Raw genomic sequence first — 16,974 nt, forward strand, 5'->3', positions numbered from 1 at the left:
TGAAAAGGATAATTATTTTCATTGTCCTAGTTTTCTATTCTAATTTTCTTTCATCATTTTGTATCCAAAAGAAAATATCCTTTTTATTTTATCACAATTTTGCATAAAAATCTATTATTATATGTGTTTTTTTCACTTAGAGTTCTATTATTCAGCATTTTTGCTATATTCATAAATAAAATAAGTATTTTCAACAATAAAAGTCAAAAATACTTAAATAATTTTTATATTTTTTTTACTCTGAACAATGGCTGTCCATATTCGACTTTTTGCTCATTGCTTACTAATACCGCTTCTATTTCACAGTCAAAGTCACAGTTTATTTCATTCATCAGTTTCATTGCTTCTACAATACAAACTGGCTGCCCTTTTTTTACTGTGTCGCCTACACGTACGAATGCAGGAGTTTCTGGAGAAGCCGCCGAATAGAAAGTTCCTACAATTGGTGAAGTGATAAAACTTTCTTCATCCGGTTCTTCCACAATTTCTGTTTTTCTTTCTATATTTTTTTGAACATTCTGAATTTCTGAATTATTTTCACGCTTTAAATTGATTTTTAAATTGCCTTCTTCTACTGTGATTTCTGTAAGCGTTGATTTTTCTATGATTTCTACTAATTTTTCAATTTGTTCTAAATCCATCTTAATTTTCCTTTCTGAAAAATATATTCAATTTTTCCTCAAAACCAAATTATATTAATAATTTAGAAAATTGAGTTAAAATAGCCTTACTTTTATAATAACTTATTCAAATAACGTCTCAAGCCTTTTGGACACAAATCTCACATCTAGCACTTCCTTGCAAGGTGCATGAATTTTTTTTCTAAACTGAGTAAATTCATTCATTTCTTCAATCAAAAGATTTTGTGCTTCTTCAACGCTGATTGCTTTGAAGCGAATTTTATGATCTGCTTTTCTTTGTACTAATTTTGGCAAATCTACTGTTGCAACTGTCGCTATTTTGGGATATCCTCCTGTTGTCTGCCTATCTGCCAGCAAAATAATAGGTTTTCCATGTGCAGGAACCTGTATAGCTCCCAATGCTATTCCGTCCGATATTATGTCAGCTGACTCTTTATGAGCAATATAAGGCCCTTCTATCCGGCATCCCATTCTGTCAAAGTCATTTGTAATTGTAAATTCACTGTTTAAAAAAGTTTTCTTACCTTCGTTTGTAAATAGATTATCTTGTGGCCCCATTATTACACGGATTACCTCATCTTCCTGATTAAATTCATCTAAATCAAGCGTTCTTGAAAGGAAATATGGTAAATACCGTCTTCTTATCCTAAAAGAAATATAATCTCCTTCTTTTAAATTACGTCCTTTAAAACCACCAATTCTGCACTTTATATTCGTGGAACGGCTTCCCATTATTACGGGGATATTTAAATAGCACGAAAAAGCTATATAACCTCTCACACCTGTTCTTGCACCCTGAAATTCAAGTACATCGCCTTTATTAATATAAATTGCAGTATACATTTGAGCAGGTTTTTTATTGATTAATGGCTGAAAATCTCCACCCGTTATTGCAATTATTGTTTCGCTTGTAAATTCGAGTGTGGGTCCGATCATTGTAAATTCAAGCACAGCTTCATTTTCAGGATTGTCAATAAGCATGTTTGCAATTTTAAAGGAACGCACATCCATAACTCCAGATGTTCCAAAACCTTGACTTTGATATCCCGTTCTACCTATATCCTGAACAGTTGTCAAAAGCCCTCCTTTTAACACACGAAATCCCATTATTACACCTCCTCTTTATGCACAATGCATTCATATTTATTTTCTTCCATTTCTTTTTCAATTTTTTCAAATTCTGCTTCTGAAATTGGCACAAAACGTATATAATCTCCTGCTTCAAATAAAATTGGGTCTTTTCTGTCAGAATCATACGTTTTTACTGGTGTTTTTCCAATCAATTGCCATCCTCCTGGTGATTCCAAGGGATAAATTCCAGTTTGAGCACCGCCAATTCCCACACTTCCAGCAGGAATCTTTATTCTCGGATTAGCCAATCTTGGCGTATGAATCCTTTCATCAAGTCCGCCTAGATATGAAAATCCTGGCAAAAAACCTAGCATATAAATCAAATAATCCTTTGAACTATGAATTTTTATAACTTCTTCAATTGAAAGACCTGCATTTTTAGCAACAAATTCCAAATCTGGCCCATATTCTCCGCCATAACAGACTGGGATTTCATATACTTTTTTAGTTTTTGATTTCATATCCAAATTTAATTTCATTATTTTATTTACTCTATTCAATAGCTTTCCATAACTAATAACACGTGGATCATAATGAATAAGGAGCGAGCAGAATGCGGGTATCATATCCATCACCCCTTCTATATGCTGTTCCTTTATAAGATGTGCGAGTGAAGTAATTTTTCCATTTATCTCAGGCGATATAGTTTTTGGGAATTCAATTAAAATTGCCGAATCTCCTTCAGGAAGTATTTTTATGCCTTCCGACTGTTTCCCTGTCATTCTTATACCTTCTTTCTGTTTTAACTAAATAATTTTGTCAAGCTTCCCAGTGACACTACTCCTAAATAAGCTGTAATTAACACAACTATTATTCCCAGTATCAGCAATACTTTCGGATGTCTGTAATTTTCTCCCATAATTGATTTATTTTGTGAGGCAACTAAACAAATTCCTAAAGTTACTGGTAAAATCAATCCATTTAACGAACCTGCTAAAATTAATAATGTGGCAGGATTTCCTGCAATTGCCATAATAATTGTAGAAACAATAATAAATCCTATTATTACCCATTTTTCATGTTTTTCAATATTCTTGTTAAATGTTTTTAAAAAGGATACTGAAGTATATGCTGCACCAACAATAGAAGTGATTGCCGCACTCAACAGAACCAGACCAAAAAATCTATATCCAATTTCTCCCGCTCCTTGACGAAATGCATCTGCTGCAGGATTTTCAGCTGCTAAAGACATTCCTTTAACTACTACTCCTAATATTGCCAAAAATAATAGAACTCTCACAAGAGTTGCAATTCCTATTCCCATAATCGAACTTCTATTTATTTCAGCCAGATTCTCTTCTTTTGTGATTTTTGCATCAATCAATCTGTGTGCTCCTGAAAAAGTAATGTACCCTCCAACAGTACCACCAAGAAGCGTCAAAATTGCAGGAATTAAGTTCGAAACACTTTCACTCGGTAAAAAAGTATCTTTAATAGCAATCCCAATTGGCGGTTTTACAATTAAGATAACAACAAATATTACGATTATCATGCATCCACCAAGCACTTTTGTAAGTGTATCCATAGCCTTTGCCGCATTCTTCAATAAAAATATTGTTATTGCAACGCCACCAGAAATAAAATATCCTGCCATTTTAGGAATACCAAGCAATGTATTAAATCCCAATGCGCTTCCACCAACATTTCCAATATTAAATACAAGTCCACCTAAAGCTACAAGAAATGCTACAAAATATCCAAGTCCTGGCAAAAGTTTATTTGCTATATCCTGTCCACGCATCTCACTTACACAAAGCACACGCCACACATTAAGCTGAACAATCATAGAAAGCAAAACTGATATTAGCACTACAAATCCAAAGTTTGCCTTATAGCTATTTGTAAACTTGGCAGTTTGTACTAAAAATCCAGGCCCAATTGCAGATGTTGCCATAATAAAAGCCGCCCCTAGTAATACACTTGTGTTTTTGCTTTTTTGCATTTTCACATTTTCTCCGCTCATAATTCTTACCACCTTTTCTAAAATTTTTAAAATATTCAAGACTAAAACCTACGAATTTTTTAACAATTTCATACACAGTTTACTGGACATTTTAAACTGCTATTATTTAATTGATAAAATTCTTTCACTAAATTTTAGTCACAGAATATTTAGTATAATATGTTACAATTATAGTATATAAATTATATATTGTCAAAGGTTTAATAATATATTTTTTATATGCTTGATTGGCTTTTTATAATACTTAATTTTTCTTTATATAAAACTTTAATTTATTTAGCTAAGTTGTTTATTATAAAAATTTATACAATAAATAATTTTGTAATCAAAATAAATTTGTTGACTTTTTATATAACGCGTGTTATATTATTATGTACTTAGATTTTTATTATTAAATTTATTTAACTTACATCTTTAAATATGATAAAATTATATATATAACAAGGAGGAATCATATGAAATTAAAAATAGTTATTATGTCGATTTTGACTGCCATTTTTGCAAATGCTGCAAGCATTGACTATTTGTCAAACAATTCGGCTTCATATTTTCAAAATCCATCTCAAACAGGAAAAATTTCTGTAGAAGGCATCTTTTATAACCCTGCGGGAACTGCTTTTTTAGATGATGGGACTTATCTTAATGCAAACCTTCAAAACTCAATGGTTGATGAATCAATGACATTAAATGGGAAAAAATTAAAATCTCACAGATATGCAGGTGCACCATCTTTCAATGTTTTGTACAAAAAAGATAATTATTCACTTTTTGGAAATTTAAGTGTTATCGCTGGTGGAGCCACTCTTCGTTATAATAATGGAGTTGCTGGAATCGAACTTGCTGGAGAAACATTTAACAATATTACAGGAGGTAGGCTTAGAGCAAAAGTTGTAAAAAATCGTTTTACTGGGCAAAATCGTTACTATCAATTAATGTTTGGTGGAGCTTACAAACTTAATGACACATTCTCAATGTCAGGTGGCCTTAAATATGTTTATGCCCATAGAAAATTAGATGGAGAAGCGCAATATGAATACAATACTTTAGTTGGTTCAGCAATTGGTCTTAACAAAAATTATCTGTCAATGAATTCAAAACGTGATGCAAAAGGTATTGGCGGAATTATAGGATTTGATTACAAGCCTACTGATACTTTAAATTTTGCAATAAGATACGAAACACCTGTAAAATTAAAATTTAAGTCAAAAGCACAGGAAGATAACAAGATGATGCTAAGAGGACGTCCTTTAGGAATTTCATTCTTTTATCCTGAATATGCAGATGGATTCCAGTCAAGACGTGACTTGCCAGGAGTCTTAGCATTAGGAGTTTCAAAGGATATTAACAAATGGACTTTGTCAAGCGGATACACACACTACTTCAATAAATCTGCGAAAATGGATAGATTTAAATATAACGATGGATATGAAATAAACTTTGGAGTAGATTATAGAATTAATGACAAATTTACTTGGCATGCTGGATTTAACTATGCAGATACAGGAGCAAAAAGAGAATCATTCTCTGATGTGGAGTATGCAATAAACTCACAAATCTACGCAACAGGACTTACATATAAGCCAACAGAGTCTTCAGAATGGAAATTTGGAATTGCTCACGTAAGTTACAATTCAGCTAACGGAAAACGTGAACAAACTTCACTTCCTGGAATCTCCATTGATAAATCAAAAGTAAAATATGACAAAAACGTAAACGTATTCACATTGGGATACACACACAAATTCTAATAATTTTAAAAAGCTTTCTCTAAAATAAAGACAAATATATAAATTCTAGCCTGAAACAAGAATAAAGAGCTAGACTATAACTACAACCAATCCATTTTTTAGGTGGATTGGCTATAGAACTCTAAAACAGCCATTAAACTATCAATTTTGGGCTGTTTTTTTATTACTTTTTATTCTACAAATAACTTTTTTAACAATATTTGACACAAAAATATTTTTATAGTAAAATAATTTTATATCAAAAATAATAAAAGAAAGAAGGATGAATTATGTTAAAATACCTTATTGATGGCGGAATATTTATGTGGGTAATTTTACTTGCCTCAATATCTGGACTTGCTGTTATTATTGAAAAAATGTATACTTTTCTATCAAAAGAAAAAAAATTGTCAGAAATTGAAAAAAACCAGCTTTATAAAGCACTTAGAACTGGAAATAAGGAAGAAATTTTAAAACTTTGTAAAGATAAGAATGATTCTGTTTCTAAGAGTGTGACAAAAATTGTTTCCAATATGGATATTAACTTTGATCAGCTTGATAATTCACATAGACAGGTTATCGAGGGTATCATAAGTGAAAGTATTTTAGAGCAGACTACTGAACTCGAAAAAGGCATGAGTTTATTGGGAACAGTTGTAAATGCTGCTCCTCAACTGGGACTTCTGGGAACTGTTACAGGAATGATTGCAGCCTTTTCAGCCCTTACCCGAAATGGTACAAGTACAGCAAAAATAGTGGCTGGTGGAATTTCAGAAGCACTTTACACAACTGCGTTTGGATTAATAGTTGCAATACCTGCATTAGTCTTTTATAATTATTTTAACAGACGGATTGATGTTATTGTAGCCGAGATGGAAAGGGCGGCATTGCAGTTTTTGAGCCGAGTAAAAGATTGATTTTTACAACCTTTTATTCTAATCTTAGATTTAAAATCCAAACTAATTTTATCTGATTTAGATTAGTTTAACTTCAAACAAATTATAAGTAAAATTTACAAATCAAATTTCTTAGGAGAAAAATATGAAATTTTCTAACAGACGAAAACGTCAAAACGTTGATATATCAATGTTAAACTTAATTGATGTAATTTTTATGCTGCTAATATTTTTTATGCTTGCAACTACATTTAACAATTATTCACAATTTCAGCTGTCAGTTCCAAAAACATCAGCACAGCTTGAAAAAAAGGAAGATACAAAAATAGAAGTAATCGTAAATAAAGACAAAAAATACTTCTTAAAAATAGACGACAAAACTAGGGAACTTTCCCAAAATGAAATAGCTTCCGAATTTTCAAAATTACCAAAGGAAGCATTAAAAAATATAACTTTAACTGCCCACGAACATTTGGAATATAAGGACATTGTGGACACGATGAGTATTTTAAAAAATATGAACATAGAAAATATAAGTTTAAATATTCAAAATAAAAATTAAAACTATATAAAATTAGATATTTAAAGAAAACGAACGAAGGTGAAAAATGAAATATTACATAATTTCAGCTGCAATAAACTTGGGAATACTTCTTATTCCAATTGCAACTCCAGTTTTAAAACAGAAACTTGAAGAAAAAAAAGAAAAGCAGACTATTGTTGTTGACTTAAAAAATAGTATTTTGGAAGAAAATAAGACAAAAAGCACAGTTGATACGGATAGCAATGAGGAAAGTAACGGAACGTCTGGGTTACAAAAGGGAAATCTACCAAATAAAAACAATGCAATTTCCGAAGCTCAAAACATAGAACCAAGTAAACAGCCTAAAAACCGAAAACAGCCCGAACTTTCACCATCACAACCAATACAGCCACAACAACCACAGCAATCATTACCACAACCTCCCAAAGTACCCCAAGAGACCATACCAAAAGAACAACCAAAACCTACATCACACCCAATTATCCCACCAGTTACCTCCACCCCTAAAAATGCTACACAACCAGTAATTTCACAATCCACAGGAAATTCTGCCAGTACAAAACCAGTACAAAACACCATAACTGCTTCAAACTCCACTATTTCCAATAATTCTGGACACAAAAACACTCTCTCAAATTCAGGAATTTCACATGGAAACAAAAATGGAAATACTGCTAACGGAAGCTCTACAGGTAACAAAAATGGAAATGGAACAGGAACAAGCGGAAATTCAACTAGTTCTGGAAATGGAAATGATAAAAAGTCTGGAAGTACACGAGGTGGTGGATGTCATGAAGGTACTGATTTTTCAGTTTCATACAGAGAAACATTGGAAATGCCACAAGGCAGTCAACGTTTAAACAGAGAATTTAATGTTGTTGTAAATGTTACAGTAAAATTTACTAGAGGTGGCGGCATCTCAGTAATTTCAGCTTCAGGAGCAAGTTCTATTTTTCTAAATGAAGCCAAAAGAGCCGCTAAAGGAATAAGAATAAACTTCAAAACTAACAATTGCTCATCTGGAGTAATAACAAAACCATTTAGATTTAGAAAAACTCACTAAATATATTTCAAGCAAAATTTCGTTAGAATAAAAATAGCTGTTTGAGCTTTTGAAATAAACTTTAAGTTAAATAAAATTAATTGGATTAAAATAATTTGTATTCAAAAGCGAGTTCTATTTTTCTTTTATAAGAAAGTTTTGCGTCAAGCCGGAGTAGTTCGTAGAACTTTCGCCATAACTTTTAAGTGATAATCAGTTAAAGATGTTAAAATAATTGTTATTGTGAAAAGGGAGGTATGGCGTTTGATACCTCTGCGTTAAAAAAGCTAATATAACTAAAATTTAAGGAAAAATAAGCATTGATTGAAATCTTTTAGAAAAAATGTTGTGAGATAATACATATGTGACAAGAATATACAAAAAAAGAAAGGTTTCTGATATAATGTAAATCTACCAAACCACATTAAGGAGAAACCTTTCATATGAGTAGTATATCAGAAATATACCGTGTTCGTCAACGGGCAATTGAGTATGCAATAAAACATAATAATAATTCAAAGGCAGCAGTGAAGTATAAGACATCACGTCAGCAGATAAAACGTTGGAGAGACAGATACGACGGAACAGTCCAGTCTCTTCTGCCAAAAAGCAGAAGACCTAAAAGCCACCCAAACCAGCACACGCAAGAAGAAATAGAGCTGGTTATGAAAAAGTACAGGAAATTTGGCTATGAAGGGCTGGCAGAAGTCTATGTTAAAGCAAGAAAGGAAGGCTACAGCCGTACATACGATTCAATGTGCAAGATAATAAGGAAAATGAAGGGCAATGCCAAAGAAAAGCCTAAAAAGCAGCATAAAAGAAAAAAGAAAGTTGAACAGGCGAAGTACCCTGGGGAAAGAGTGCAGATAGACATAAAATATGTTCCAGAAGAATGCATACAGTTTGGAACACGTGACCAGAAGTATTATCAAATAACAGCATTAGATGAATATACAAGAAAAAGAGTGTTAAGGATAGCAGATGAAAAAAGCACCTATCAGACTGCAAAGTTTCTAGAGAACTTGGAAAGGGAGCTGGGATTTGACATAAAGAAAGTTCAGACAGATAATGGGAAAGAGTTCACAAATTCTGAAAGTGATAAGAAAACACTGTTTGAGCTGAAACTGGAGGAGAAGGGGATAGAGTACGTGACAACCCGTCCATATTCGCCATGGGAGAATGGAAAAGTGGAAAGAAGCCACAGGCTTGACAGCAAGTACTATGCAGACAAGAAATTTAAAAGCAAGGAAGAACTGTTAAGGGCAATAAGGAAATACAATACAAGATACAACAACATATCAAGAAAAGTACTGGGCTTTAAGAGTCCAAATGAAGTATTAAAAGAGTACAAGGAAAATCAGTAGGTTAAAGATACATTAGGAAAGAAATATTTTTTTAATATATTTTTGTAACAAATGTTTGACATCTATACAATTGATTGAAATCTTTTAGAAAAAATAAATAGAAAAAATTTTGAATTTGTGTTACACTTTAAAAGTAAAAAAATTTTAATAAAAAAGAGGAAAAAATATGGAAAAAAGAACTGAAAAATTATCAAGAATTTTAAATGAACTGAACATTGATGGATTATTCATTACAGACTTGTATAATCTTCGATATTTTACTGGATTTACTGGGACAACTGGAGTTGCTCTTGCGACAAAAAATGGAAATTTTTTCTTTTCGGATTTTAGATACAAGACACAAGCAACTAAACAAGTTAGTGAAATGGGATTTGAATTTGTGGAAGTCTCACGTGGTTCACTTCAGACAGTTGGAGAATATATAAAAAAATTTGGGCTAAAAAATGTAGGATTTGAGGATGTGAATGTGTCATTTTCTCTTTATCAAACGATAAAAGACATTTTCAAAGTGGAATTAGTGCCAGTTGGAAATAAACTTGTAATGGAAAGAATGGTAAAATCAGAAGAAGAAATTGCACTTATTAAAAAGGCTGTAGAAATTAGTGATGTAGCATTTTCAGAGGCTTTAAAAATTATAAAGGAAGGCGTTTCTGAAAAGGAAGTTTCTTCATATATGGAATACATTCAAAGAAAACTAGGTGCTGATGACCGTTCATTTACTACAATTTTTGCCAGTGGATACCGTTCAGCTATGCCGCACGGAGTAGCTTCTGACAAAAAAATTCAAAAGGAAGAATTTATTACAATGGATTTTGGGGCATATTATGAAGGATATGTGTCAGATATGACAAGAACTGTTTACTATGGAGACAATATTTCTGATAGACACGTAGAAATTTACAATACTGTTTTAGAAGCGCAAATATTGGGTGTAAATACTATAAAAGAAGGAATCATGTCAGATGATGTTGATAAAGCTGTTAGAAACTTTTTAACTGAAAAAGGATACGGTGAGTATTTTGGACACGGATTAGGACACGGAATTGGTGCCGAAATTCATGAATTGCCTTACTTATCAAGTGCTTCACATATTGAACTAAAAGAAAATATGGTTGTAACTTCTGAACCAGGACTTTATTTTGATGGATGGGGCGGAGTTAGAATTGAAGATGATGTTGTAGTTAAAAAAGATGGTAGAGAAATATTAAATAAAAGTAATAAGGAATTAATTATCTTACATTAATTTTCGCAGGATTGCTCATTGCCGCAAATCCTTATCTTGCAATAAATGTTTATCCTAATGATTAAATTTGTGGCAAGATTGCTACGCAATACCTATGGCTAGACTACGACTTTTATTCGCCCAACTACGAAACTCCTTCTTTCAGTCGTCAGACAATCGCAGTTGAACAAATAAAAGCTCCGTCGATTTATTAAAACTAAAAAATTATATTTTAATTATTTAGAAATGCTAATTTTTTTATCTTTCATTGAAAAAATTTGTAACAAATCTGTTATTTAAATAGGGTTTTGTGTAAGTAGCAGAAATCAATTAAAACTAATTACAAAAATAAGGAATGTCCCATAAATTGAGGCACTCCTTTGTTTTTTTTAAAAATACATTTTTTTAAATAATGTTGGACACACTTCTTTCATACTGTTTGGAAATTTTGCACACCAGTGAAATATTATTTTTGGATATTTTTTGTTAATGTACCCTATTTTTCTTTTATAATTATTCAATTTTTTATTATAATTATCAATAAAATTATCTTGAAAAATAGTTTTACTATTAACTTTGTAACTTTCCTTGTTTAAAATATTGTGCGAGCAGTTTTTTCTTGAAAAAGCATAGGCTGGGATAAAAGCAAAGTTTTCATTTTCAAAATAATTTGTCATAAATTTTGCTTCAAAAGATATATTTATATATTTTGATAAATTATCCTGATTTTTTATAATCGAATGATATATTTTTTCTCCCTGCGAAATTAACCATAGCCTAAAAAAATCAAAACTCCAGCTCGCTGTGTCACCGTTCACAAGATACGAGGCACACCACAACTTTTCATTATAACTTTCATGCATTAATTCAAATGTAATTATTTCAAAATCAAAAATTTCCTCATCTGTTTTTTTGATAGAATATCTATTAAATAGTCTACAAACTCATTATTATTTTTGGCTTTTTTATGCGATATGGAAATGTATTTCCAAAACTCTTCACGTTTCATTTTAAGTTTTGTAGCAAAATTTCTTATAGACATCTTTGTCACACCTCTTTTCTTTTCTAACTTTTATATTTCCCCATATTTTATTAATTATTTTTATAAAAATTTATTTTAAAATCAACCTCATAAACTCCATCTAATCTTTATTAATCTAACTCTAAACACTTTCAGGCATATTCAAACTTTGAGTAATAAATGCAATAAATACAGCTGTAATCTTATTATCTAGTCTATTTCTAAAAAACAGCCCTCCATCAGAATACGACGCATCATTTTTCCTAAATTTATCCACACTTTCTTGATTCATATGAATATCATGCAAGCCCTTCCCATTCGCATAAAGCCTTCCAAACGCAATCACTTCATAATCATCATTATTCATAGCCTGCACAACATTCTTCTCAATAATCCCAGTCAAGTAAATACTTGTTACATCAAACCCCTTCATCTGTATCATCTTTTCGTGTGGAAAAAGTTTCATTCTAATATAATCGAGATATAAATCCTTGTGACATTCTGTAATACCATTTTTTTGCAACAGCATTTTACGGACAATTCCCTTTCGGCAACTATAACTTTCATCATAATAAACCTTCAAATTGGAAGAAACAATTTCATTCATCTTCTCATAAATACTCCCAATATTAACCGCCAAATCAAATCTTTTCTCCTCATCATCCATCGCTACAATATGATAATGTGCCCTTTTATCAAAGTCGTACCATTTATCTATAACTTTTCCTCGAAACATCACATATTTTTCCATATTTTCCTCTTTACTGCATACCTGAACTTTTACTTTTTCTCATTATAAGTATAACATATTTTTTATGAAAGAAAAGGGATTGGAAATTTTATATAAATAAATTTTTTAAAATTACAAACAAAAAAATAACCGCTGTCTTTTTCAACAACGATTATCTAAAAAATTAAATTTTTTATTCTTTTGTGGGAACATGATACCCCAGTAAATTATCAACTAAATAACATGTTACTATATTTTTTAAAATTTGATTCTTTCTTTTTAAAATAACTGCTCTTTTATTTTCAGAAATATAAATATATGTTGGTTCTCTAGAGATACCTAATGCCCAGGATACTTTATCTTTTTTATTCTTTCTTTTTTGTTTTTTTGCTATCATTATATCTCCAGACACATGTACTAATGAATAAAAAATTTCATAAGGACGTTTAGCTTCATAATATTTCATCGTATTACTATCATAAAGAAATAATTTTATACCTTCTTTTTTTAGTAATTTATTTGCTTTTAAATAATAACTTTTTTCCACATTTTCTGAAGAAAATATACATTCATCTTTTACTTCATGAAAATAATAATTATATATATTTACCAAAAAAAATATAATTATTATAATAAAAAATATTTTCACTTTTAATTTCAAAAATATCACCTTCTTTTTTATTTTCTTTTGTAGTATTAAAAAATTAATATCACAATTAATTTCTACTCATAATTTTAGAAATTAAAAGACTTTCTTGTAATTACTTTAAAATCTATATATCTATTCAACAACTTCATTTAGGATTACAAGTCTCTATTTTACTATGTTCTCTGCTATTATTATATCATATTTCTACATATTCGTACATTATAGCCTTTAACTTTTCAAATCTTTCATTGTGTGTTTATTTTTCAACGTCCTGTAAAACAATTCTATACAGGCATTAAATAATTCCCTTTTCTACTGTTAAAAATACTCATCCCTCTTACCACACAGTTTCTTAAATTTCGCAATTTCATAAAAAGAGCCACAAACCACTATTGCCTTATACCGGCTATTCTTTTCCAAAATCATTTCTTTTGCCTGATTATAGGCATACAAAATATTATCTTCAAAAATTATATTATTTGTCAAAATATTTGCATTTTCCAGATTTTTCTTTATTTCATTGGCAGAAAGTCCGTAAGTAACGTCTTTTAAAGACGTTATAAAAATTTTGTAATTTTTTTCCAAAATTTTCTCAAAAATATTTGCAATGTCCTTTGTTCCAAGTATCGAAAGAATAAAAATTACTTCATCATTTTTAAAAAGTTCATTCAAATTTTCTACAAGAACTCGTACAGAATCATCATTATGAGCCACATCCAGAATTATAACTGGATTTTGTGAAAAAATCTCAAACCGCCCAGCCAGCGAAATTTCATCAAGCCCTTTCTGAATAATTTCATCGCTGATACCATAAATTTTAGCAATTTCATAAGTAATCAAAAAATTATTTGCCTGAAATTTCCCAAAAAGTGGCAATATAAATGTTTTTCCCAAATTATGTTTATTTTTTTTATCTTCAATATTTTCAAATTCTTCCAAATTTTCATTTTCAAAAATCTTCACAATTGTCTTATAATTTTGAGTATCCAGCTCAACTTGTAAATTCTCATACTTTTTCAACACATTTACTGAATTATCAGTTTCCTTTTTTACAGCATTCTCCAATTCAGCCAAATTCTGAGCATAAATACAGAGTTGCCCATCCTTTATAATCCCAGCTTTCCTGTCTGCAATTTTGTCAAGTGAATTCCCCAAAAGACTGACGTGATCAAAACTCACATTTGTTATAGCTGCAATTGTCGAATTTACAACATTTGTAGCGTCATATCTTCCTCCAAGACCCGTTTCCAGAAATATAAAGTCAGGATTTTTTGCCTCAAAATAAAGCAAGGCTATAAAAGTCGTTATCTCAAAAAAATTTATCTGCAACGAGTTTTTTTCCAAAATATCCATAACAACTTCATAATACTTTACAACATCCTCATCAGAAATCATTTGTTTATTCAACAAAATTCTCTCATTAAACCGTAAAATATGTGGCGAAGTAAACTTTGCAACAGAATATCCCGCTGCAAAAAAAATACCCTCTAAAAATGTAGCTGTCGAACCTTTCCCATTCGTTCCTGCAATATGAATAATCTTCTTATTTTTACACGGCTCTCCCAGCAACTCATATATTTTTTTCAGTTTTTCATTATTTTGATTTAAAGATTCATTAGTTATCCTCTTGTCAATCGTTCTCATATTAAAAATTTTTTCTAAAACTTCATCTATTTTCATTATCTAATTTTCCCTTTCACTCTAGCATTATAACTTGTCAAAAAATAAAATTTAACAACAAGAAAAATTCTCTCTTATGAAATAGTGTATAATTCAAAATTTATAATAAATTTTCTTAAATTTAGGTAAATAAAAAGACACCTATACAAGTGCCTTTTTATAAATAACTATTTTTTCTTAGTTTCTTGGAATTTTGCCCAGATTCCTGCTTTTGTTAAAATGCTCTTAACAGTTTCAGTTGGTTGAGCTCCGTGTGATAAGTATTTTAAGATTTCTTCCTCTTTTAATACTACTTGTTTTCCTTCTTCAGCAAGTGGATTGAATGTTCCTAAGTAAGCAACTGCTTTTCCATCTCTTTTTGATAAAGCTTCCATAGCCGCTATTCTATAAAAAGGAACTTTTTTTCTTCCTAATCTAGTTAATCTTAATTTTAACATTAAATTTTACCTCCATTTATTTATTAACTTGAAAATTTATTATTTTAAGTATGATATAATTATACTAAAATTTTGACAAGTTGTCAAGTTTTTTTTCCTTACAAAATATGAATAGAAAATTACAAACTTAAATTAATCAAAAACAATTAATTAGAATATTCTATTATTTCCTAAAAAATAATTCGATTATTCTTAAAATGCAAAATGTAATTCCTCCAGCAATAACTGGTCCTGCTGCAATCCCCTTGAAAAAAACAATTCCCATTATCGTTCCAAGTACAAGGGCTACTGTAATTTCAGGCTGTCCTTCAAGAAGTCCTACTCCCTTGGAAGATAAAATCGAAACAGAGATTCCGCTTATAATTGCAACCCAGCCAATAGGTGTTTTAAAAGCACTTAACAAATGCGAAAACCCTATTTCTCCTGTCGCAATTGGAATCAATATGGCAATAGTAATTATCAAAACTCCCCAATTTATCCCTTCTTTTCTAAATTGCGTCATTATATTTCCAACATTAATTCCTCTTATCTTGTAAAATTCAGTAATATTAAATATTGACTTCAAAATTAATACAAAAATCGTTGCCTGAACAATAGACTTATTTTGTGTAATTATTCCAATTAATAAAATTATTCCTAAAAAAATAAAACTTTCCAAATTCTTCTCCTCTAAATTATAATTTTTATTAAACAATAACAACCATTTAACCTTCTCAATCCTACGAAAATAAAAATGAAAAAATATTTATTAATCAAAATATCTAAAAAATTATTCCTATTTTTAAATGGGATTTAGTATTAGTTTTCAACAACATAAAAGATACCCCAATTCAACATCAAGGTATCTTTTTTGCTATTTTTAATCCTAAAAAATAATTCTATTTTTACGAATTTATTCCATCACAGGATTGTTGAATTAACAATTAATTTTTACATATTTTTCAAAACAATTTCCACAATATCCTTCGCTCTAAGCCCGTAATTCGTAAGCATAGTTTCTCCATCTGCACTTTGTCCAAATTCATCATAAATTCCATGTTTTAAAACTTTTGCAGGATGAACTTCTGACAAGTATTCTGAAACTGCACTTCCAAGTCCTCCAATTACAGAATGTTCTTCACTTGTTACAATAAATTTACATTCTTTTGCTGCTTTTAGAACTGTTTCTGTGTCTAACGGCTTTATCGTAGAAACATTTACCACTCTTGCTTTTACCCCTTTTTCTTCCAGTAATTTCGCCGCCTCAAGAGCTTCTGATACCATAAGACCAGTCGCTAAAATTGCCACATCGTTTCCTTCTTTCAAAGTTGCAGCTTTCCCTATTTCAAATTTATAGTTTTCATCAAATAATACTGGTATATTCAGTCTTCCAAGCCTTACATATACAGGCCCTTTGTATTCAGCCGCCGCAAAGACCATTTTTTCAGTTTCTACTGCATCTGCTGGCGATAGCACTACCATTCCTGGAATTGCACGCATTAAAGCCATATCCTCAACTGACTGGTGTGAACCTCCATCTTCTCCTAATGAGACTCCTGCGTGAGTTGGACAAATTTTAACATTCAATTGTGGATATGCCACCGAGTTTCTAATCTGATCAAAAGCACGTCCTGCCGCAAAATGTGCAAAAGTTGAGGCAAACGGTATTTTTCCAGTCGTTGCAATACCTGCCGCTGTTCCAGTCATATCAGCCTCTGCAATCCCCACATTTATATGTCTTTCTGGAAACTCTTTTTTAAAATACGCAGTCATTGTTGATTTTGACAAGTCTGCTTCCAGCACTACCACATCTTTATTTACTTTTCCCAATTTAACTAACGCTTCTCCATAAGCCACTCTAGTTGATTTTTTTTCCATTCTCATATTCTCCTATTTTTTATTTCATTATTTTTAAAAACTTTCTAATACTATTCCACAAGCCAGGGTT

At 30.7% G+C, this 16,974-nt stretch carries 18 protein-coding genes; 6 read left to right on the forward strand and 12 right to left on the reverse strand.

Going from position 1 to position 16,974, the window contains the following annotated elements; genetic code table 11:
* Positions 1-224: 224 nt before the first annotated feature.
* From accB to FVE75_RS09070, 4 genes are all read right to left on the reverse strand, one after another.
* Positions 225-641, reverse strand: a complete 417-nt coding sequence (gene accB, locus FVE75_RS09055; RefSeq protein WP_147006150.1) for an acetyl-CoA carboxylase biotin carboxyl carrier protein — start codon at positions 639-641, stop codon at positions 225-227.
* A 102-nt stretch (positions 642-743) separates the two neighbouring features.
* Positions 744-1,748: a 5-oxoprolinase subunit C family protein gene (locus FVE75_RS09060; protein ID WP_147006151.1), complete on the reverse strand. Its 1,005-nt coding sequence runs from the start codon at positions 1,746-1,748 to the stop codon at positions 744-746.
* 2 nt (positions 1,749-1,750) lie between these two features.
* Positions 1,751-2,494, reverse strand: coding sequence for a 5-oxoprolinase subunit PxpB (pxpB, locus tag FVE75_RS09065; protein WP_147006152.1), 744 nt, complete (start codon positions 2,492-2,494; stop codon positions 1,751-1,753).
* Between the two features lie 20 nt (positions 2,495-2,514).
* On the reverse strand, positions 2,515-3,735 hold the full coding sequence (locus FVE75_RS09070; protein ID WP_147006153.1) for an NRAMP family divalent metal transporter: 1,221 nt from the start codon (positions 3,733-3,735) through the stop codon (positions 2,515-2,517).
* A gap of 455 nt (positions 3,736-4,190) precedes the next feature.
* Between FVE75_RS09070 and FVE75_RS09075 the strand changes: the two genes are divergently transcribed.
* The 6 genes from FVE75_RS09075 to FVE75_RS09100 all read left to right on the forward strand — a co-directional run bounded on the left by FVE75_RS09075 (position 4,191) and on the right by FVE75_RS09100 (position 10,551).
* A complete protein-coding gene (locus FVE75_RS09075; protein ID WP_147006154.1) occupies positions 4,191-5,483 on the forward strand; it encodes an OmpP1/FadL family transporter in 1,293 nt (430 codons plus the stop codon).
* A 269-nt stretch (positions 5,484-5,752) separates the two neighbouring features.
* Positions 5,753-6,379, forward strand: coding sequence for a MotA/TolQ/ExbB proton channel family protein (locus tag FVE75_RS09080; protein WP_147006155.1), 627 nt, complete (start codon positions 5,753-5,755; stop codon positions 6,377-6,379).
* A 124-nt stretch (positions 6,380-6,503) separates the two neighbouring features.
* A complete protein-coding gene (locus FVE75_RS09085; RefSeq protein WP_147006156.1) occupies positions 6,504-6,920 on the forward strand; it encodes an ExbD/TolR family protein in 417 nt (138 codons plus the stop codon).
* Between the two features lie 46 nt (positions 6,921-6,966).
* Positions 6,967-7,965, forward strand: a complete 999-nt coding sequence (locus FVE75_RS09090; protein WP_147006157.1) for an energy transducer TonB — start codon at positions 6,967-6,969, stop codon at positions 7,963-7,965.
* Positions 7,966-8,387: 422 nt separating this feature from the next.
* Positions 8,388-9,308 carry a DDE-type integrase/transposase/recombinase gene (locus FVE75_RS09095; RefSeq protein WP_147006158.1) on the forward strand — a complete coding sequence of 307 codons (921 nt, stop codon included), beginning with the start codon at positions 8,388-8,390 and terminating at the stop codon, positions 9,306-9,308.
* A 166-nt stretch (positions 9,309-9,474) separates the two neighbouring features.
* Positions 9,475-10,551, forward strand: a complete 1,077-nt coding sequence (locus FVE75_RS09100) for a M24 family metallopeptidase (RefSeq protein WP_147006159.1) — start codon at positions 9,475-9,477, stop codon at positions 10,549-10,551.
* A gap of 368 nt (positions 10,552-10,919) precedes the next feature.
* Here the strand turns inward: FVE75_RS09100 and FVE75_RS09105 are convergent, their stop codons facing one another.
* The 8 genes from FVE75_RS09105 to FVE75_RS09135 form a co-directional block, all read right to left on the reverse strand.
* A complete protein-coding gene (locus tag FVE75_RS09105) occupies positions 10,920-11,393 on the reverse strand; it encodes a DUF4240 domain-containing protein (RefSeq protein ID WP_232052528.1) in 474 nt (157 codons plus the stop codon).
* 14 nt (positions 11,394-11,407) lie between these two features.
* On the reverse strand, positions 11,408-11,572 hold the full coding sequence (locus tag FVE75_RS11590) for a DUF4240 domain-containing protein (RefSeq protein WP_232052529.1): 165 nt from the start codon (positions 11,570-11,572) through the stop codon (positions 11,408-11,410).
* 121 nt (positions 11,573-11,693) lie between these two features.
* The gene (locus tag FVE75_RS09110) at positions 11,694-12,302 is read right to left on the reverse strand and encodes a DUF2278 family protein (protein WP_147006160.1); all 609 of its coding nucleotides are present in this window, start codon (positions 12,300-12,302) and stop codon (positions 11,694-11,696) included.
* 172 nt (positions 12,303-12,474) lie between these two features.
* The gene (locus FVE75_RS09115) at positions 12,475-12,942 is read right to left on the reverse strand and encodes a hypothetical protein (protein WP_172618815.1); all 468 of its coding nucleotides are present in this window, start codon (positions 12,940-12,942) and stop codon (positions 12,475-12,477) included.
* 306 nt (positions 12,943-13,248) lie between these two features.
* Entirely contained in the window at positions 13,249-14,610 is a 1,362-nt protein-coding gene (locus FVE75_RS09120; protein ID WP_147006162.1) for a bifunctional folylpolyglutamate synthase/dihydrofolate synthase, read from the reverse strand.
* Between the two features lie 167 nt (positions 14,611-14,777).
* Positions 14,778-15,047: a 30S ribosomal protein S16 gene (gene rpsP, locus FVE75_RS09125; protein WP_006804498.1), complete on the reverse strand. Its 270-nt coding sequence runs from the start codon at positions 15,045-15,047 to the stop codon at positions 14,778-14,780.
* 163 nt (positions 15,048-15,210) lie between these two features.
* Positions 15,211-15,705, reverse strand: a complete 495-nt coding sequence (locus FVE75_RS09130; RefSeq protein ID WP_147006163.1) for a DUF441 domain-containing protein — start codon at positions 15,703-15,705, stop codon at positions 15,211-15,213.
* A gap of 272 nt (positions 15,706-15,977) precedes the next feature.
* Complete coding sequence (locus FVE75_RS09135; RefSeq protein WP_147006164.1) at positions 15,978-16,904, reverse strand: transketolase family protein; 927 nt, start codon at positions 16,902-16,904, stop codon at positions 15,978-15,980.
* Positions 16,905-16,974: the final 70 nt, after the last annotated feature.

It is taken from the genome of Leptotrichia hongkongensis, assembly GCF_007990635.1.
GTDB lineage: Bacteria > Fusobacteriota > Fusobacteriia > Fusobacteriales > Leptotrichiaceae > Leptotrichia > Leptotrichia hongkongensis.